21 protein-coding genes are annotated in these 18,441 nt (G+C 70.4%); 16 read left to right on the forward strand and 5 right to left on the reverse strand.

Annotated features, from left to right (window positions below):
• Positions 1–77: 77 nt before the first annotated feature.
• The 6 genes from ACFU6I_RS03590 (at position 78) to ACFU6I_RS03615 (ending at position 3,852) form a co-directional block, all read left to right on the forward strand.
• A complete protein-coding gene (locus ACFU6I_RS03590; protein ID WP_384360962.1) occupies positions 78–506 on the forward strand; it encodes a DUF6325 family protein in 429 nt (142 codons plus the stop codon).
• An 82-nt stretch (positions 507–588) separates the two neighbouring features.
• Positions 589–906 carry an SHOCT domain-containing protein gene (locus ACFU6I_RS03595; RefSeq protein ID WP_384361253.1) on the forward strand — a complete coding sequence of 106 codons (318 nt, stop codon included), beginning with the start codon at positions 589–591 and terminating at the stop codon, positions 904–906.
• Between the two features lie 123 nt (positions 907–1,029).
• Positions 1,030–1,827 (forward strand): tyrosine-protein phosphatase, encoded by a 798-nt coding sequence (locus ACFU6I_RS03600; RefSeq protein WP_384038987.1) that lies wholly within the window; start codon positions 1,030–1,032, stop codon positions 1,825–1,827.
• A gap of 105 nt (positions 1,828–1,932) precedes the next feature.
• The gene (locus ACFU6I_RS03605; RefSeq protein ID WP_384360965.1) at positions 1,933–2,844 is read left to right on the forward strand and encodes a hypothetical protein; all 912 of its coding nucleotides are present in this window, start codon (positions 1,933–1,935) and stop codon (positions 2,842–2,844) included.
• Between the two features lie 60 nt (positions 2,845–2,904).
• Positions 2,905–3,309: a DUF1992 domain-containing protein gene (locus ACFU6I_RS03610; RefSeq protein WP_384360968.1), complete on the forward strand. Its 405-nt coding sequence runs from the start codon at positions 2,905–2,907 to the stop codon at positions 3,307–3,309.
• Between the two features lie 42 nt (positions 3,310–3,351).
• A complete protein-coding gene (locus ACFU6I_RS03615; RefSeq protein ID WP_384360971.1) occupies positions 3,352–3,852 on the forward strand; it encodes a GNAT family N-acetyltransferase in 501 nt (166 codons plus the stop codon).
• 71 nt (positions 3,853–3,923) lie between these two features.
• Here ACFU6I_RS03615 and ACFU6I_RS03620 read toward each other — a convergent pair whose 3' ends face one another.
• The 3 genes from ACFU6I_RS03620 to ACFU6I_RS03630 all read right to left on the reverse strand — a co-directional run bounded on the left by ACFU6I_RS03620 (position 3,924) and on the right by ACFU6I_RS03630 (position 6,170).
• The gene (locus ACFU6I_RS03620) at positions 3,924–4,313 is read right to left on the reverse strand and encodes a VOC family protein (protein WP_384360974.1); all 390 of its coding nucleotides are present in this window, start codon (positions 4,311–4,313) and stop codon (positions 3,924–3,926) included.
• A gap of 156 nt (positions 4,314–4,469) precedes the next feature.
• Positions 4,470–5,321 carry a VOC family protein gene (locus tag ACFU6I_RS03625; RefSeq protein ID WP_384360976.1) on the reverse strand — a complete coding sequence of 284 codons (852 nt, stop codon included), beginning with the start codon at positions 5,319–5,321 and terminating at the stop codon, positions 4,470–4,472.
• A 483-nt stretch (positions 5,322–5,804) separates the two neighbouring features.
• Positions 5,805–6,170: a DUF6479 family protein gene (locus tag ACFU6I_RS03630; protein WP_384360979.1), complete on the reverse strand. Its 366-nt coding sequence runs from the start codon at positions 6,168–6,170 to the stop codon at positions 5,805–5,807.
• A gap of 251 nt (positions 6,171–6,421) precedes the next feature.
• Between ACFU6I_RS03630 and ACFU6I_RS03635 the strand changes: the two genes are divergently transcribed.
• From ACFU6I_RS03635 to ACFU6I_RS03675, 9 genes are all read left to right on the forward strand, one after another.
• The gene (locus ACFU6I_RS03635) at positions 6,422–6,664 is read left to right on the forward strand and encodes a hypothetical protein (RefSeq protein ID WP_384360982.1); all 243 of its coding nucleotides are present in this window, start codon (positions 6,422–6,424) and stop codon (positions 6,662–6,664) included.
• The gene (locus tag ACFU6I_RS03640; RefSeq protein ID WP_384360985.1) at positions 6,661–7,047 is read left to right on the forward strand and encodes a hypothetical protein; all 387 of its coding nucleotides are present in this window, start codon (positions 6,661–6,663) and stop codon (positions 7,045–7,047) included. Before ACFU6I_RS03635 ends, ACFU6I_RS03640 begins: the two co-directional genes overlap by 4 nt.
• Positions 7,048–7,147: 100 nt before the next feature.
• Positions 7,148–7,714 carry a 2Fe-2S iron-sulfur cluster-binding protein gene (locus ACFU6I_RS03645; protein WP_384360988.1) on the forward strand — a complete coding sequence of 189 codons (567 nt, stop codon included), beginning with the start codon at positions 7,148–7,150 and terminating at the stop codon, positions 7,712–7,714.
• On the forward strand, positions 7,711–8,697 hold the full coding sequence (locus ACFU6I_RS03650) for an FAD binding domain-containing protein (protein WP_384360991.1): 987 nt from the start codon (positions 7,711–7,713) through the stop codon (positions 8,695–8,697). Before ACFU6I_RS03645 ends, ACFU6I_RS03650 begins: the two co-directional genes overlap by 4 nt.
• An 18-nt stretch (positions 8,698–8,715) precedes the next feature.
• Positions 8,716–10,815 carry a xanthine dehydrogenase family protein molybdopterin-binding subunit gene (locus ACFU6I_RS03655; protein ID WP_384360994.1) on the forward strand — a complete coding sequence of 700 codons (2,100 nt, stop codon included), beginning with the start codon at positions 8,716–8,718 and terminating at the stop codon, positions 10,813–10,815.
• A gap of 71 nt (positions 10,816–10,886) precedes the next feature.
• On the forward strand, positions 10,887–11,210 hold the full coding sequence (locus tag ACFU6I_RS03660; protein ID WP_384360997.1) for a hypothetical protein: 324 nt from the start codon (positions 10,887–10,889) through the stop codon (positions 11,208–11,210).
• A 185-nt stretch (positions 11,211–11,395) separates the two neighbouring features.
• Positions 11,396–11,875 carry an ATP-binding protein gene (locus ACFU6I_RS03665; RefSeq protein WP_384361000.1) on the forward strand — a complete coding sequence of 160 codons (480 nt, stop codon included), beginning with the start codon at positions 11,396–11,398 and terminating at the stop codon, positions 11,873–11,875.
• Positions 11,876–12,095: 220 nt separating this feature from the next.
• Positions 12,096–13,523, forward strand: a complete 1,428-nt coding sequence (locus tag ACFU6I_RS03670) for an NADP-dependent succinic semialdehyde dehydrogenase (RefSeq protein WP_384361003.1) — start codon at positions 12,096–12,098, stop codon at positions 13,521–13,523.
• A gap of 53 nt (positions 13,524–13,576) precedes the next feature.
• A complete protein-coding gene (locus ACFU6I_RS03675; RefSeq protein ID WP_384361006.1) occupies positions 13,577–16,009 on the forward strand; it encodes a phosphoketolase in 2,433 nt (810 codons plus the stop codon).
• A gap of 54 nt (positions 16,010–16,063) precedes the next feature.
• On the opposite strand, the gene ACFU6I_RS03680 is transcribed toward ACFU6I_RS03675, so the two are convergent.
• Together ACFU6I_RS03680 and ACFU6I_RS03685 are read right to left on the reverse strand one after the other, a co-directional pair.
• Entirely contained in the window at positions 16,064–16,390 is a 327-nt protein-coding gene (locus ACFU6I_RS03680) for a plasmid stabilization protein (protein ID WP_384361009.1), read from the reverse strand.
• A gap of 268 nt (positions 16,391–16,658) precedes the next feature.
• Complete coding sequence (locus tag ACFU6I_RS03685; protein WP_384361012.1) at positions 16,659–17,774, reverse strand: chemotaxis protein; 1,116 nt, start codon at positions 17,772–17,774, stop codon at positions 16,659–16,661.
• A 120-nt stretch (positions 17,775–17,894) separates the two neighbouring features.
• Here ACFU6I_RS03685 and ACFU6I_RS03690 point away from each other — a divergent pair, with 120 nt between their 5' ends.
• A complete protein-coding gene (locus tag ACFU6I_RS03690) occupies positions 17,895–18,389 on the forward strand; it encodes a DUF1269 domain-containing protein (protein WP_345513818.1) in 495 nt (164 codons plus the stop codon).
• Positions 18,390–18,441 lie beyond the last annotated feature (52 nt).

Raw genomic sequence — 18,441 nt, forward strand, 5'->3', positions numbered from 1 at the left:
GGCGAATTGTCACAGTGCGGCGGTAAATAACCGAAGTTATGCTGCTGACATTCCATCCCTCAGGAGAGGAAACGCCCGTGGCTGTGGGACCAGTGGAGTACCTCGTCGTCGCATTCCCCGGCAGTCGTTTCACGGGGGCCATCGCGCCGGCGCTGGCGGACGCGGTCGCCTCGAAGGCGGTGCGGATTCTCGACCTCACGTTTGTGCACCGCGCCGAGGACGGCACGCTCGACATGGTCGAACTGGAGGACCTGGACCCTGATGACCTGGTGTCCTTCGAGCCGGTCGAAGGAGTGGTCAGCGGCCTGCTGAACAGCGAGGACATCCGCGCCCTCGGAGAGAGCATTCCGCGGGGCAGCTCCGCCGCGCTGATCGTGTGGGAAGACCTGTGGGCGGTACCGCTCACGGAGGCCGTTCGTGCCTCGGGCGGCCGGCTGGTGGCCCATGAGCGGATCCCGGCCGACGTCGCGGAAGCGGCCGTGGCCGCCTCCGGTTCCGCCGGCTGAACCCGCCCTGCCCGCCAACCGTCGTCATCGCCGCATCGCACTGGAAGGGGCGCACATCATGCCGATTTTCCGAGGACCGGGCATGAACCGCCGCGGACCGGGACTGCTGGGCACCGTGGCGCGCACAGCCGCCGTCGCCGGAACCGCATCGGCGGTCGGTGGACGGGTCCAGAGGCGTCAGCAGGAGAAGTGGGGCGCCCAGGAGGTGGTCGCACAGCAACAGATGGAGGACCAGCGGGCCGTACAACAGCAACAGGCCATGCAGCAGCAGATGGCGCCGGCCGCGCCTGCGGCGGACGACCTGCTCGACCGACTGGAACGGCTGGCCGAGCTGAAGAAGCAAGGCGTTCTGACCGAAGCCGAGTTCGAGGCGCAGAAGGCGAAGATTCTGGCAGGCTGACCCGGCCGCCGCCCACCGCCCCGTTCCCGGCGTTTTCCTTTGTCGATCTCCCGGCAGTCTGCGAATTGATTCGGCCGAGCCGAATCAATTCATCAGCCGTGTCCGGAGTAAGGGGAGTTCATCGTGCAGACCGCGAGGCCCGTTCCGGCAGCCACTGTCATCAATATGCGCGACCTCGGCGGCATTTCGCTGGGTCCCGACCGCCGCGTCCGGCCCGGTGCTGTGGTCCGCTCAGGTCAGCTCAGTGAGCTCGACACGGTGCACGACCCGGCAGTGACCGCCCTCGGCATCCGTACGGTCGTCGACCTGCGGACCGCGGATGAGCGCACGGCGGCCCCAGACCGTCTGCCGCCGGGAGCCCGGCTGTTCGTCGCCGACGTCCTCGGTGACAAGCCGGGCGTGGCCCCCGCCCGGCTGCGCGCTCTGCTCGCCGACCGGGTGGCCGCGGACGAGTTGCTCGGAGGCGGAAAGGCCGAGGAACTGTTCGCGCAGACATATCGGCAGATGGTGCTGTCGCCGGGCGCCTCGGCCGCGTACCGGGCCTTCGTCGAGACGGCCGCGGACGACGGGGCCCGTCCGGTGCTCTTCCACTGCACGGCGGGCAAGGACCGCACCGGCTGGGCCACCGCGTTGCTCCTGCTGATGGTCGGGGCGTCGCGCGAGGTCGTACGTGCCGAGTTCCTTGCCGTGAACCCGGTGGTGCGGACCGCCTTCCGTCCGTATGTGCAGGGCTTCCTGGACGCAGGGGGCGACCCGGAGATCGCCGCCGCGATCATCGAGGTCCGCCCCCGCTATCTCGACGTCGCCCTGGATGCCATGGACGAGCGGTGGGGCGGGCTCGACGGATATGTGCGCAACGGGCTGCGGATCCCCGAGCCCGTGGTGGAGCGGCTGCGGAGCCGGCTCGTGGTCTCCACCTGATCACGGAACAGCCGTCGACAGGGATTCACAGGTTGACTTAATACCCCTGGGGGGTATGTTGTTGGCCTGGCGGAAGCGCCCGCTTCCCCGTCGATGGAGGCCGTCATGAACAACGGACTGAAGATCACCGTCTTTGCCGCCGCGCTTGCCGCGACCTTCGGGACGGCGTACGGCGTCGGCAAGGGGGCCGACCCGCTGGTCTCCACCGGCGCTCACGCGCCGCAGCAGCACAGCGACCACGGCGCAACCGGGCGGGACGGCGCCGCGGAGCACGGGCCCGGCGGACTGCAGATATCCGAGGGCGGCTACACGCTGGCGCTCGACACGCCCGCAGTCGCCGCGGGCGGCCGAACCGGGATCCGGTTCGCGATCGAGGACGACGCCGGTCGCAAGGTCACCGCCTTCCGGCGCGAACACGGCAAGGAACTGCATTTCATCCTCGCCTCGCGCGACCTCACCGAGTACCGGCATCTGCACCCCGTCCGCGCGGCCGACGGCACCTGGTCGACCTCCGTCGATCTGCCGAAAGCCGGTGACTACCGGGTGTTCGCGGACTTCACCCCGGCCGTCGAAGGCGCCGAGAACCTCACGCTGGGCGCGGATCTGCCGGTCTCCGGCGCCTACCGCCCCGCCGCTCCGCCCGTCGCCCGCACCACGGCCGAGGTCGAGGGCTACCGGGTCGCCCTCGGTGGCGAACTCCGGGCCGGCCGGGAGAGCGAACTCGAACTGACCATCAGCTGCAACGGAAAGCCGGTCACCGATCTGCAGCCCTATCTCGGCGCCTACGGGCACCTGGTCGCCCTGCGCTCGGGCGACCTCGCCTATCTGCACGTCCACCCGAACGACGGCGGTCCCGGACCGGTGGTCTCCTTCACGGCGACGGCGCCCAGCGCGGGCACGTACCGCCTGTTCCTCGACTTCAAGCACGAGGGGAAGGTCCGCACCGCCGCCTTCACGGTCGAGGTGGAACCCTCGGTGAGGACCCCGACCGGGGCGAACGGCGGGCACCAGCACTGAGGGGCCGCCCCTCGGTATCGTGGGGGGACGGGATCATGGGTTCTCCGAGAGGAGCGTACGGTGACCGAGCGCAAACCCCCCGGGGTCAGCTTCGAATCATGGGTCGACAAGCAGATCCGCGATTCCGAGGAGCGCGGCGACTTCTCCCAACTGCCGGGTTTCGGCAAGCCGCTGCCCGATATCGACCGCCCGTACGACGAAGCCTGGTGGATCAAGGCGAAGATGCAGCGCGAAGGCGTGTCGGTGCTCCCGCCGGCCCTGGCCCTGCGCAAGGAGGCGGAGGATGTGCGCGAGGCGGTGTCCGGAGCCCGTTCGGAGGCCGAGGTGCGCCGGATGCTCACCGAGGTCAACGAGAAGATCGAGGCGGCGATCCGGCGGCCGCCGCCGGGGCCGCTGCTGAATCTGCGCCCGTTCAACGTCGACGCGGTGGTCGGGGAGTGGCGTGCCGGACGCGGCTCGGTGTAGGCAGGGGCGGCGGCCCGTCCACCGGTGCGTAATACTCCCTCTATGAGACCGAGTGTTACGCCGTCGAGCGGCGAGGTGGGGCGCCGTGCGGTGCGGGTCCGGCGGGCGACGGTGGGCGACGCGAAGCGTCTCACCCGACTGGTCAGGAACTCCCGTGCCTACGAGGGGCCTTACGCGCCCATGGTCGCCGGATACCGGGTGGGAGCCGACTACATCGAGACCCATCGGGTGTTCGCCGCCGTCGAGTCGGCAGAGTCCGGTTCCGGCCGCCTGCTCGGCTTCTACTCCCTGATCCTCGACCCCCCGGAACTGGACCTCATGTTCGTCGCCGACGACGCCCAGGGCCTCGGGATCGGCCGCCTGCTCGTCGAGCATCTGCGCGGCGAGGCGCGGAATGCCGGACTCACCGGCGTCCGTATCGTCTCGCATCCGCCGGCCGAGGGCTTCTACCGCAGTGTGGGTGCCCGGCGGACCGGCACCGAGACGGCCCGTCCGCCCGCCGTGATGTGGGACCGGCCCGAGTTGATGCTCCCGGTCGGCTGACGGACCGCAGAAGGGTCCGGCCGGGACCCGGATACCCGGTCCCGGCCGAACACCTCGTGTGCCGGGCCCCGCTACGAGGCGAAGCCGCCGTAAGGACGCGTGATGATCTCCATGGCGTGGCCGGCGGGATCGAGGAAGTAGATGCCCCGTCCACCGTCATTGTGGTTGATCTCGCCCGGATGCTTCCGGTGCGGATCGGCCCAGTAGGTGATCCCGAGCTCCTTGATACGGGCATACGCCGTGTCGAACTCCGCCTCCGAGGTCAGGAAGGCGTAGTGCTGTGCGATGATCGATTCGGCGGGAATGGTCGCGAAATCCAGCGTGACCCCGTTCGCGGTGGCGACCGGGATGAACGGGCCCCATTCCGCGCCGACTTCCAGACCGAGGATGTTCGCCAGGAACTCGGCGGATTCCCGGTTGTCCCGGGAGTGAATGATGGTGTGATTCAACTCGACTGACACTGTGGAATGCCTCCAACGGGCATCTCACGGGCACCTCCACGCCTCACCCGGCCGGTGACCGACGCGCGATGCCGTACTCAAGATCGTAGGCGAGGGGCGCCGGGCCGTCGAGTTACTACGGGGGAGGGGATACGGAACAGTTCCTTCCCAGCCGGTCTACGCGTCCTCCGCCACCTCCGTGACCTCCACGATCTCCGCGGCCGGGTTCCGGACGTCCGTGACGGTGAACAGTCCACCGTCCGGATCCAGCAGCGTGGCCTCGATGCCCTCGGTCGTCGACCGCTCCTCGACGACCGAGCCCCCGTGCTCACGCGCCAGGGACACCGCCGCCGCCACGTCGTCCACCGGGAAGTGGACCTGCCAGTGCGGACGGATCAGCGGATCGGGTGCCGCCTCGACCGCCCCGGAGCTGATGCGGGCGAGCTGCCTGCCGCCGCACTCCACGATGACCTCGTCCTTTGCGTATGACACCTCGCAGCAGCCGGGGCGTCCGGTCGCCCAGTCGAGGACCTCACCGTAGAAGATCGCCGCTTCGAAGGCGCTCCTGGTGCGCAGTCGAAGCCATGCGTGCGAGTAGTTGTCCGGCGCCGGGGGAGAGGTCGCCGGCTCCGTGCGTTCCCAGAAGCCGAACACGGCGCCGTCGCGATCCGCCGCCAGAGCCCCGCGCCCCTTGCCGAGGGCCAGCGGCCCCACCGCGACCGTTCCGCTGCGTTCGCGGACGCGTGAGGCGGTCACGTCCGCGTCCGGGACGGCGAAGTAGGGCGTCCAGGCGACGGCGACCTGATAGGCGGTCGCCACCGCGGCGATACCGGCCACGGGCACGTCGTCGCGGCGCGCCACGGAGAACTCCTGCCCCAGCTTGCCCGCACGGAAGGTCCAGCCCAGTACGGCGCTGTAGAACCCCTGCGCCGATTCCAGATCGCGGGTCATGAGGTTGACCCAGCAGGGGGCGGTCGGCCCTGTGAGCGCAGCCGGCGCGGACACCGTCCTGGGTTTGCTTCCGGTCATGGTCCCACTGCCTTCATCGGGTCTGAGCATGCGTGCGCCGTGGTCGTCGGGCCCCTACCAGCCTCACTTCGGTCGGCCACTCCCGCAACACGCGCCGGGCCCGTCCCCCTCCGGCGGGCAGCAGGTCGCACTCCGTCCGACGGCGGTGCGCAGCGGGGCGACACCGAGGACGGTCGGCCCCGCCTCATGTCCGCGGGGGACTCCTGGCCGTTCGCGCTCAGGGCCTCGAGGCGGGGAGGGCAGGATGCCGTCCCCTGCGACCCGGACACATGGCTGCGCGGGGCGACGACCCACCTCCTGCCACAGCCGTTTGCGGATGTCGGTGATACGCGCCCGCGTGTGGGCACAGGATCTCGCGGAACGGTTCGGCGGCCGGACCGGGGACCGGAACGGGACCGTGGGGAACCGCCGACGGGTGGGGCAGGACGGTGCCCCGTGCTCCCCCGGCTCACGGGGGCGGAGCCGGTCGCGGCGGATTCCGTTTCAGTCGCGTGGCTCGTCCTTCTCCCGGGGAATGGGCTCGCTCCCGTGCTCCCGGGGAATGGGCGCGTTCCCGTGGTCGCCGAGTTCGTAGGGCCAAAGTCCCCGCCCGTCGGCCGGGAAGCTGTCGTCGCCGTGGATGTCGCGCTCTTCGAGGTGGGTCCGGTGGTCCGGTCGCGGCGGCTGCTCGTCGGGCCGGGGCGGCGGCAGTTCCTGGTCCCGGCGCCGCATTCCCAGCCAGAAAGCACCGATCAGCACGGCCACCAGGGCCACTCCGGCAATCGGCATCACCACCCCGGTCGCGCCCCGCCCGTCCGCAAGGGGCAGGGCCAGGGCCAGGGAACTGAGGGCTCCGTTCGAAACGTCCATGCATGCCGAATACCCCGGCACGAGGCCATCACTCGGCAATATCTGTCAATTCATGTTTTAAGTGGACATAAGTTAAAAAAAGTTTCGTTGCTCGGTGGCCCTGACGGCCGGGCGGCGGACATGCGTGTTCCTCCCCCTGGCGGAGCGGTCTGCCCGGACGTCGTTTCCCGTCGGGTCCGGCGGCTCGGGCTTCACCGCCTCCGCGCACATCCGTCGCCGTCCTTCTCGTGTCGCCGACACGCAGCCGTGGGGTGAGCCTGGAGAGGGTTCCCGATTCACCGATCAGCCCGTGGCGCGGTGCCGCGGCAGCAGCCGTGCTCGGGAACCGCCGGGCGGCCGCCGTCGGCGCCGGACTCGCGCCGCTCGCGGGTTCGGCCCGCACGCGCTTCGGGATCTTCGCGGCCGCCATCGCTTCCGCCGAGGATCCGATCCACCCCGTCGGTCCCCGGCGCGGCGACCCACGGCAGAACTCCGAGCGGAAGGAACCCCGGTGAACAGCACACAGTCGCAGACGGAGGAGTATCGGCACGGAAAGGAGGTGTCGGTTGCCATCAGCGGATGCGCGAAGGACGACGCACGAACGGTCTTCGACGTCCTGCGGGCCGCCTTCGCCACTGACAGGGCCTTGGCGGATGTGCCGCAGGACCTGGCGGGAAATCGCCCCACGGTATGGACCATGACCGTCGACGTGTCCGAGGCGCTGGTGGTCTCGGGTCCCGTCGCGCTGGACAAGCCCGTGAAGGTCGACGTACAGGGCGGTTACTGGGCTGTCGAGGAGCTCAGGAGGCATCTGGCCGACGCCTTCGCCGTACAGGTCGTGGGAACGGTCTCCGGTGACCAGGAGGAGGAGGTGCGCCTGCGGCTGGAGAGCCGGTAGTGCGCAGAACCGTACCGGCGCGGGGACGATGAACCGGAAAAGCCCGCGCGCATCTGGTACAAAGCACGCAAAAGTCACATTCATTGAGAGGTGTGAGCGCGTGGATCCCACCAGCGAGCGGGAGAACAGTTCCGGACAGCTGGGGGAGACCCGTCACCGTTCCGCGGTGGCGCTGCACATCAACGGCACGCCACGGACCCTGACACTCGATCACCGCACGACCGTCCTGGACGCGCTGCGCGAACACCTGGGCCTCACCGGCGCCAAGAAGGGCTGTGACCACGGCCAGTGCGGCGCGTGCACCGTCATTGTCGACGGCCGGCGCGCCAACAGCTGTCTGCTGCTCGCCGTCGCGCACGACGGGGCCCGCATCACGACCGTCGAGGGCCTCGCCGACGGTGACCGGCTGCATCCCGTCCAGGAGGCATTCCTGGCCAGGGACGCCCTGCAATGCGGCTACTGCACACCCGGTCAGATCTGCTCGGCCGTCGGCATGCTCGGTGAAGCGGCGGACGGCTTCCCGTCCCACGCCACCGAGGACAGCGCGGACGGCTCCGCCCCGGCGCGGCTCACCGCCTCCGAGATCCGGGAGCGGATGAGCGGCAACCTGTGCCGCTGCGGCGCCTATCCGCGCATCGTCGAAGCGATCGAGGACGTGGCGCCGTGAAGCCGTTCGGATATCTGCGCGCCCGCACCACTGACGAGGCGGTCAGCGCGATGACCCGCCACCCGGGTGCCGTCCTCCTCGGCGGGGGCACCAATCTGATCGACCTGATGAAGCTCGGTGTGGCGACCCCGGATCTCCTCGTCGACGTCAGGAGGCTGCCCCTGGACCAGGTGGCGGACACCTCCGACGGAGGTCTGCGCATCGGTGCGACCGTACGCAACAGTGACCTCGCCGCCCACCACGCCGTGCGCACCCGCTACCCCGTCCTGTCGCAGGCACTGCTCTCCGGAGCCTCCGGGCAGCTCCGCAACACCGCCACGACCGGCGGAAACCTGTTGCAGCGCACCCGATGTCCGTACTTTCAGGACATCTCGAAGCCGTGCAACAAACGGGTACCGGGCACCGGCTGCCCCGCCCGTGAAGGCACCCACCGCGACCTGGCGGTCATCGGCCACTCCGAGGCATGTGTCGCCACCCATCCGTCGGACATGGCCGTCGCCCTGGCCGCCCTCGACGCCACGGTCCAGCTGTACGGTCCGGAGGGCGAGCGGAGCGTACCCGTCACCGACTTCCACCGGCTGCCGGGAGACACTCCCGACCGCGACACCGTGATCCGGCCGGGCGAGCTGATCACCGAGGTGCTGTTGCCGCCGCGTCCCGAGGGAGCCGTCTCCGTCTACCGCAAGGCCCGCGACCGCGCCTCCTACGCCTTCGCGCTCGCCTCCGTCGCCGCGGTCGTCACCGCCCGCGACGGCCGCATCGAGCACGCAGCACTGGCCTTCGGCGGGCTCGCCCATCGCCCCTGGCGCGCCCGCGCCGCGGAAGAGGTCCTGCGGGGCGCCACCACCACCGACGACACCTTCACCCGGGCCGTGGACGCCGAACTTGCGGCCGCGCGGCCCCTGCGCGACAACGCATTCAAGGTGGAGCTCGCCCGCAGCCTGGCCGTCGACGCGCTGGCCGCACTCACCGCCCGCAACTGAGGAAGTGGACTCCCCACCATGAGCGACGCGCCCCAGCCGCTGGGCAGCCCCGTGGTCCGCCTCGAAGGCCGGGACAAGGTCACCGGCGCCGCCCGCTACGCTGCCGAGCACACTTTGCCGGGCTGTCTGTACGCCTGGCCCGTACCGGCCACCGTCGTACGCGGCCGGATCACGGCGATCCGCACCGACGAGGCACTCGCCCTGCCCGGCGTGCACACCGTCCTCACCCATGAGAACGCCCCGAGGCTGAAGCAGCCGGACGACCCGGTCCTCGCCGTCCTCCAGGACGCCCGGGTACCGCACCGGGGCCGGCACGTCGCGCTCGTGGTGGCCGACACCCTCGAATCGGCCCGCGCCGGAGCCGAGGCCGTCCGGATCGAGTACGAGAGCGCCGGGCACGATGTCCTGCTCCACGAGGACCACCCGGGCCTGTACACGCCGCAGACGGTGAACGGTGGATACCCCGCCGTTCGCGAACGGGGCGACTTCGACCGCGCCTTCGCCGTGTCCCCCGTACAGATCGACGCCACATACACGCTCGGGCCCCTGCACAACCACCCCATGGAACCGCACGCCGCCACCGCCCATTGGACGGACGACGGGCAGCTGACCGTGTACGACTCCAGCCAGGGCACCGGAACGGTTCGCGACGCCCTGGCCACCGTGTTCGGGCTACGGCCCGAACAGGTCACGGTCGTCTCCGAACACGTCGGCGGCGGCTTCGGTTCCAAGGGCACCGCGCGCCCGCAGGCGGTCCTGGCCGCCATGGCCGCGCGCCACACCGGACACCCCGTCAAGCTCGCCCTGCCGCGGCGCGAACTGCCCGCCGTCGTCGGCCACCGCGCCCCCACCGTGCAACGTGTCAGACTCGGCGCGGAACTCGACGGCACCCTCACCTCGCTCGCCCACGAGATCATCACCCACACCTCCACGGTCAAGGAGTTCGTGGAACAGGCGGCCGTGCCGGCGCGCACGATGTACTCGTCCGGGCACAGCCGTACCGTCCACCGGGTGACCGCCCTGGACGTGCCCAGCCCCTCGTGGATGCGGGCACCCGGCGAGGCCCCCGGCATGTACGCGCTGGAGTCGGCCATGGACGAGCTGGCCGTGGCCCTCGGTATCGACCCCGTCGAACTGCGCCTGCGCAACGACCCCGCGTACGAACCCGACACCGGCCGCCCCTACAGCAGCCGTGGCCTCGCCGCCTGCCTGGAGGAGGGCGCCGCACGGTTCGGCTGGTACGACCGCGATCCGAGCCCGGCGGTCCGAATGGAAGGCCCACTGCTGCTCGGTACGGGCGTCGCCTCCGCCACGTACCCCGTATACATCGCCGGCTCCAGCGCCTCGGCGCACGCCGCCGCCGACGGCACCTACCGCATCAGGATCAATGCCACCGACATCGGCACCGGCGCCCGCACAGTCCTCGCGCAGATCGCGGCGTCCGTGCTGGACACCCCCGTGACCGACGTCCGGATCGACATCGGCAGCAGTGCGCTGCCCGAAGCGCCCCTGGCTGGCGGTTCCGCGGGTACGGCCTCCTGGGGCTGGGCCGTGCACAAGGCGTCCACCGCCCTGGTACGCAACCTGCGGGAGCGCACCGGCCCCCTGCCCGACGGGGGCGTCACGGTCACCGCCGACACCGCCCAGGACACGGCGGTGGAATCCCCTTACGCACGGCATGCGTTCGGTGCGCACTTCGCCGAAGTCGCCGTCGACACCCGCACCGGTGAGGTCCGGGTGCGGCGCATGCTCGGTGTCTTCGCCGCCGGACGCATCCTCAACTCCCGTACCGCACGCTCCCAGTTCATCGGCGGCATGATCATGGGGCTCGGCATGGCGCTGACCGAGGGCAGCACGATCGACCCCGTCTTCGGCGACTTCACGCAGAACGATCTCGCCTCGTACCACGTGCCCGTCTGCGCCGACGTCCCGGAGATCGAGGCGCACTGGATCGACGAGGACGACCCGCATCTCAACCCGATGGGCAGCAAGGGCATCGGCGAGATCGGCATCGTCGGGGCCGCGGCCGCCATCGGCAACGCGGTGCGGCATGCCACCGGAGCCCGGCTGCGCAGCCTCCCGCTCACTCCGGACAAGCTGCTGCCGTATCTGCCCTGACGCCCTGTGAAGCACGGGCGGACCGCCGGTGGCCGTTCGGCGTCGGTCGGAAGCCGCAGGGCGGCCGGAGCGTGGGCATCGTGCTGGTCGGTGCCCCGGCACTGATCCGGCTGCTGACAGTGGGCCGTACTCGCCTGCTCCTGGCGGTACTTCGAGGAGCCACACCGACGGCACGCCGGGTCGTTCCCGGCCTCGGGAGGCCGACGGGGCCGCCCGCCTTCGCGCTCGCCGCCCAGGCCGTTCGGCGTCCTGCGGCATGGTCGGCAGACCGGTGGGCGGAGCCGCTGCGGCGCCTTCGCCTTCACCCGGGGCGCATCGGCGACTACGTGACCTGTGCGCTCATGAGCATGACACGGCTCGCCACACCGGCCCTGCCCGCCCTCTTCCAGGGCTGAGCAGGCTTCCGGGGGCGGCCCCCCGCCCCGTGGCCACGGCCCCGTCGGTCGACGTGTTGCGCAACCGGTCCTACCGGGTCACCCTAAGGAGTGACCTAACAGTGACATCTGCTCACTCTTTGTGTTCGGGGGGTCGTTGGTTCAACGGGCGAAGCAAGTGGGCCTCGATGTGAGGAGCCTCGACGATGACCGTTCCACTCGACCGGCACTATCTGGTCGAACTCCAGGTATCGGCAGAGCGCGTTACCCAGGTGCGACGGATCGTCGCCGCGCATCTGCGCCACTGGAGCCTCGAACTCCATATCCGGCCGGTGTGCCGGAGTGTGGAGGAGCTGCTGACCAACGTCCACCGGCACGTCGGTGACGACAACCATTGCGTCGTCGAACTCCGCTGGTCCGGACGGCACCTCACGGTCTCCGTCGCGGACAACAGTTCGGAGATGCCGCGGCTGCTCAGCACCGGCGGCGGTGGTCTCAGCCGTGTGATGGCCCTGAGCCACAGCTGGGGCACCTGCCGGACTCTCGACGGCAAGGTCGTCTGGTTCACCCGCTACGCCGAGGCGCCGCGGAGTACCGATCTGGTGCCCCGCACGCCGCTGCCCGGGGTAGGTGAGTTCCTGCTGCCGCCCGTCTCCGAGCCCGTCTCCGAGCCCGCCCTCGTCTGACGCGGCTGCCGTTGCCGGCCCCACGAAACGGGCAGCGCGCATTCCCACCCGGACCGGTAAGCGGGTCCGTACGCGAAGAAGACTGCCCTGCCCACCGGCGCGGATGACGTGCTCACAGCACGCATGGTCCGCGCCGGTCGGGTACCCGCACGAGGGCCCGCGTTGCGCGACGGGGCGTGGCGAGGCACGGTCGAAGAACCGAGGCAAGGAGGCCACAGTCATGCCCATCGCGACGGTCAACCCCGCGAACGGCGAGACCCTCAAGACGTTCGACGCACTGGGAGCCGCGGAGATCGAACGCAGGCTCGCGGCCGCGGACACCACGTTCCGGGAGTACCGTACGACCGGGTTCGGCGAACGGGCCCGCCTGCTGAACAGGGCCGCCGACCTGCTCGACGAGGACCAGCAGGACATCGCCCGCACCATGACCACCGAAATGGGCAAGCCCGTCAGGGCGGCCCGTGCGGAGGCCGCGAAATGCGCCAAGGCCATGCGCTGGTACGCGGCCGCCGCCGAGGGACTTCTCGCGGACGAGCACCCGTCGGCCGGCGATGTGGGCGACGCCGGAGCCTCCCGGGCCTATGTCCACTACCGTCCGCTGGGCCCCGTCCTCGCCGTGATGCCGTGGAACTTCCCGCTCTGGCAGGTCGTACGGTTCGCGGCCCCCGCGCTCATGGCGGGCAACGTCGGCCTGCTCAAGCACGCGTCGAACGTCCCGCAGACCGCGCTGTACCTGGAGGACCTGTTCCGCCGGGCGGGTTTCCCGGCAGGCTGCTTCCAGACGCTGCTGGTCGGGTCCGGGGCGGTCGAGTCCATCCTGCGTGACCCCCGGGTCGTCGCCGCCACCCTCACCGGGAGCGAGCCGGCCGGCCGCGCGGTCGCGGCGATCGCGGGCGACGAGGTGAAACACACCGTGCTGGAACTGGGTGGCAGCGACCCGTTTCTCGTCCTTCCCTCGGCCGACGTGCGACAGGCTGCCCGTACAGCGGTGACCGCCCGCGTGCAGAACAACGGCCAGTCCTGCATCGCCGCCAAACGGTTCATCGTGCACACCGATGTGTACGACGAGTTCGCCGAGGAGTTCACCGCAGGCATGCGCGCTCTGAAGGTCGGCGACCCGCAGCAGGAGTCCACGGACATCGGCCCCCTCGCCAGCGAACAGGGCCGCACCGACATCGAGGAGCTGGTGGACGACGCCGTACGGCAGGGAGCGACCGTGCTCTGCGGTGGCAGCCGGCCCACCGGTCTGGGTGCGAGGCTGGACCGCGGCTGGTTCTACGCCCCCACTGTCCTCAGCGCGATCACCCCGGCCATGCGGATCCACCGCGAGGAGACCTTCGGCCCCGTCGCCACGCTGTACCGGGCCGCAGACCTGGGCGAAGCCGTGGCCATGGCCAACGACACCCCCTTCGGTCTCAGCTCCAACGTATGGACACGTGACGCCGACGAAAGCCGTCAGTGCGTGCGTGATCTGCAGGCGGGTGGTGTCTTCTTCAACGGCATGACGGCCTCCCACCCCGCACTGCCCTTCGGCGGAGTGAAGCGCTCCGGCTACGGGCGCGAGCTCGCCGGGCACGGGATTCGCGAGTTCTGCAATGCCACGACGGTCTGGTACGGCCCCGAGACGGACGGGAGCCGGTCCGCATAGCCGCCCCGGGACGCCGGCCCGTACTGCTTGCGACCCTGTCGGAGGAGACGCACATGAGCGACGCCCGCACGCCTCACACCCGCACGGACGACGCCCGCGCACCGGACGCCTCTGTTCCGGCAGGGGCGTCCGGTCTGTCCGACGTCGAGGTATCGGCTCTTGACGCGCACTGGCGCGCCGCCAACTACCTCGCCGTCGGCCAGATCTATCTGATGTCCAACCCGCTCCTGAAGGAGCCGCTCGCCCCGGAGCACATCAAGCCCCGACTGCTCGGTCACTGGGGCACTTCGCCCGGACTCAACCTGGTCCACACCCACCTCAACCGTGTCATCAAGGCCCGCTCCATCCAGGCACTCTGTGTCTGGGGCCCCGGCCACGGTGGTCCCGCCGTCCTCGCCAACTCCTGGCTGGAGGGCAGCTACTCCGACACATACCCCGATGTCAGCCGTGACGCGGCCGGCATGGGGCTGCTGTTCGGACAGTTCTCCTTCCCCGGCGGGGTACCGAGCCATGTCGCACCGGAGACACCGGGCTCCATCCACGAGGGCGGGGAACTCGGCTACGCCCTCACCCATGCCTACGGCGCCGCGTTCGACCACCCGGACCTGCTGGTCACCTGCGTCATCGGCGACGGTGAAGCGGAGACGGGCCCGCTCGCCGCGTCCTGGCACTCCAACAAATTCCTCGACCCCGTGCACGACGGGGCCGTCCTTCCGGTGCTCCACCTCAACGGCTACAAGATCGCCAACCCGACGGTGCTCGCCCGTCTCCCCGAGCCGGAACTCGACGCACTGCTGCGCGGCTACGGGCACGAGCCGCTGTACGTCAGCGGAGACGATCCCTCGACCGTCCACCGGGCGATGGCCGACGCGATGGACCGGGCCGTCGACCGCATCGGGGAACTCCAGAGCGCCGCACGCACCGGCAGCGACACCGGCCGTCCCGCCTGGCCCATGATCGTGCTGCGCACCCCCAAGGGCTGGACCGGCCCCCAAGAGGTCGACGGGCTGCCCGTCGAGGGCACCTGGCGTGCCCACCAGGTTCCGCTGTCCGGAGTCCGGGACAATCCCGAACACCTGCGGCAACTGGAGGCCTGGCTGCGCTCCTACCGGCCCGAAGAGCTCTTCGACAGCGAGGGCAGGCCGACCCCTCAGGTCCTCGACTGCGTACCCGAGGGGACGGCACGCCTCGGTGCCACCCCGTACGCCAACGGCGGGCTGCTCCTGCGCGATCTGCCGGTGCCGCCGCTCGAGGAACACGCCGTCGAGGTCGCCGAACCCGGCACCGTCCAGCACGAGCCGACCCGGGTGCTCGGCGGGCTCCTCGAAGATGTCATGGCCGCCACCGCCGGACGCCGCGACTTCCGCCTCGTCGGCCCCGACGAGACCGCGTCGAACCGGCTCGACGCGGTGTACGAGGCCACCGGCAAGGCCTGGCAGGCGCGGATGCTCCCCACCGACGAGCATCTTGCCCGCGACGGCCGTGTGATGGAGGTACTCTCCGAGCACCTGTGCCAGGGGTGGCTGGAGGGCTATCTCCTCACCGGCCGGCACGGACTCTTCTCCTGCTACGAGGCGTTCGCCCACATCATCGACTCGATGGTCAACCAGCACATCAAATGGCTGCGCACCTCACGCAGGCTGCCCTGGCGCCGCCCCGTCGCCTCCCTCAACTATCTGCTCACCTCGCATGTCTGGCGTCAGGACCACAACGGCTTCTCGCACCAGGACCCCGGGTTCGTCGACCACATCCTCAACAAGAGCCCCGAAGTCGTTCGGGTCTACCTGCCGCCGGACGCCAACACCCTGCTGTCCGTCGCCGACCACGCCCTGCGCAGCCGCGACTACGTCAACGTGATCGTGGCGGGCAAACAGCCCGCCTTCGACTGGCTCACCCTCGACGAGGCCCGGGCGCACTGCGCGCGTGGGGTCGGCGTCTGGGAATGGGCGGGTACGGAGGACGGCAGCCGTGAACCCGATGTCGTGCTGGCCTGTGCCGGGGACGTACCCACGCTGGAGACCGTCGCGGCGGCCGGGCTGCTCCGCCGCCATGTGCCGGAACTCGCTGTGCGCGTGGTGAACGTGGTCGACATGACGAAGCTGCTGCCGCAGAGCGAGCATCCCCACGGCATGCCCGACGCGGAGTACGACGCCGTCTTCACCCGGGACAAGCCGGTGATCTTCGCCTACCACGGCTATCCCTGGCTGATCCACCGGCTCGCCTACCGGCGGACCGGGCACGCCCACCTGCACGTGCGGGGCTACAAGGAGGAGGGTACGACCACCACGCCGTTCGACATGGTCGTCCGCAACGACCTCGACCGCTATCGGCTGGCCATGGACGTCATCGACCGGGTGCCCGGACTCGGCGTCCGCGCCGTGGCCGTGCGCCAGGCGATGGCGGATGTCCGCACCCGCCATCATGCGTGGATCCGTGAACACGGCACAGACCTGCCCGAGGTGGCCGACTGGACCTGGGACGGCTGACAACGCCCTGTCCGGACGGACCCCGACGTGGATGTGGACCGACGGGGCGAGCGCTCAGCGGCCGACCGCCCTGGCCAGTTGGGACTTCGTCATGTTCGAGCGTCCCTTGATGTTCTTCTTCCTGGCCTCTTCGTAGAGCTGGTCGCGGGTGGGGCCTTCTGCTCCGCTGCGGGGGCCCGGACTGCCGCCGCGCTGCGCGGACGAGAGGTCATGGACGAACGGATCGCTCGCGGTCCTCGACTCGCCGGAGCGAGCACGCTCCATGTGCACCGTGCGCGCCGCGATCTCCTCGGCCCGCTCCTCACTCACTCCGCGCTCCTGCGCACTCTCCTTGATGTGTTCGTACTGCCGCACACGGTTGGTACTGGATCCGGGTGGCATGGTGCGGTCACTTCCTCTCCCGGGGGCTGTGTCTTCTGCGGGCCGGGGATCCGGGGCGCCCTCTCCAGTCTTCCAGCGGCTCCCGGGGCACGCATCGGATCGCCGCCGGTACGGCGCCTCGCGGCCGCCCGGGCAGCCAGGCAGCCGCCCGGGTCCTCGTCCGCCCTCGAAGCGGCGAGGGCGCCGCGGCCCGCCCTCCGGAGGCTGTCCGCCGCGCCCGCTCCGGCCCCGTTCACGCGGGGTGCTCCCGCTGCGCAGCGACTCCTGCTCAGTAGCGCAGAGCCGCCGCGATCCGCCCGTGCTCCGCCAGCGAGTCGTCGGCGAGGAACACCACATCGGCGCCGCTGTCCAGCGCCGCCTCGACGAGCTCGTCGACGATGTCCTCGCGGATCGTCCCGTCGGCTGTGCCCACGGTGCCCGCGGGCACCGGCTCCAGGTGCCCGTCCGTGACCCGTACGGTCTGCTGGAACTGCTCCTCCACCGCGACGAGAGCGGCCCGTCCCTCCCGCACGGCTGCCCACACCTCGTCGAGACCACCTGCGTAGGCACGGCGGCCGCGGGCGTCGTCGAGCCTGGCCGCGACCTCCTCGGCGGCCTCCGCCCGGCGTTGGCCGAGAGCGGGTGCGAGCTCCTTGAGGAAGCTGCTCGGCGACAGATCGGCCGACACCCCCTTCGTGACCCGGGCGACCGCCGGCTTGGTGGTCCCGCCGACCTCGTCCAGCAGGGCGAGGGCCGGGGCGAGACCGACCAGGTACACCGGTCGCGGATCGGCGGCCAGGACGGCACGCAACTTCTCGTCGACGGAGCGCAGGAAGATGCGCGTCTCCTCGTCGGAGAACGTGCTCGGTGTGTCCCCGATCTGCTCCTCGCGCTGCGGGTTCGGTTCCTCCTGCGGAACCGTCAACGGGAACCCGCCGGTCTGCTCCTGGTGCACGGAGTCGGCCGTTCCGCTCCACAGCGTCGCGTGGTCGGATGCGACGGTCAGTGCCCAGTACGGTTCGGCCAGGGCCTTCGCGGCCACCAGGTTCCGGGTCAGATAGGTGTCGCTCAGGACCACCCGTTCGGGCGCCGTACGGGGAAGCAGCCAGATCTGATGCTCGTCCGCCGTGGCCAGGACGAGCAGACCGTCGAGCCTGCGGCGTGTATCGACCTCGTCGATGGCGCGGGCCAGCTGCGTCTTGATGGCCGCCCTGGCCTCCCGGGACACCGCGGGATCGGCGTCGAGCCGTCGTTCGGCTTCGGAGAGCAGGTTGCGCAGCCGTACGGCGTCCTGGGCGTTGTCCGGAGCCTGTCGGTGCGTCGGCATGGTCAGGGACACAGCCGGATAGGGCTTGGGCGCTCGCAACTCCTGCAGCAGGCCGGCGGTCAGGGCGTCCGTATCCATAGTTCCCTCCGGGGGATGGCGCCCACTCCCGTGCAGAGCGGACGATTTCGACGAGTCAATTCATACCTTTTGATCCTAATATGAGCGAATTGCTTGGCCTTGTCTCAGGAGGGATGTGCGATGTCGACGCTCACCGTGTGGAAGTTCCAGTCGGCCGAGGGGGCGGAGGACGTGGAGACCACGCTCAAGTCCCTGCAGAAGGAGGGGCTGATCAAGATTCTGGACGCCGCGGTGGTCAGCTGGCCGGCCGACAAGGCGAAGCCGAAGACCAAGCAGTTGCTCAACCTGGTCGGCGCGGGCGCCCTGAGCGGCACGTTCTGGGGGATGCTCTTCGGGCTGATCTTCCTGATGCCGCTGCTGGGCGCGGCCATCGGCGCGGCGGCCGGGGCGCTGGGTGGCAAGCTGGCCGACGTCGGCATCGACGACGACTTCATCGCCGAGGTCAAGAAGCAGGTGACGCCCGGTACTTCGGCCCTGTTCCTGCTGACCACGAACGAGGTTCCGGACCGGATCAGCGACGCGCTCCCCGGTGGCGGCGCCGAGCTCCTCCACAGCAACCTGGACACCCTCAGCGAGGCGCGGCTCCGCGAGGTCTTCGGCGACGACGCCGAGTGACCCGAGTGGAGGAGCCCGGCGGATCCGGGTTCGTCCGGTGCGTCCCCCGTCC

The sequence above is a fragment of the Streptomyces sp. NPDC057486 genome (assembly GCF_042802415.1).
GTDB classification, from domain to species: Bacteria; Actinomycetota; Actinomycetes; order Streptomycetales; family Streptomycetaceae; genus Streptomyces; species Streptomyces yanii.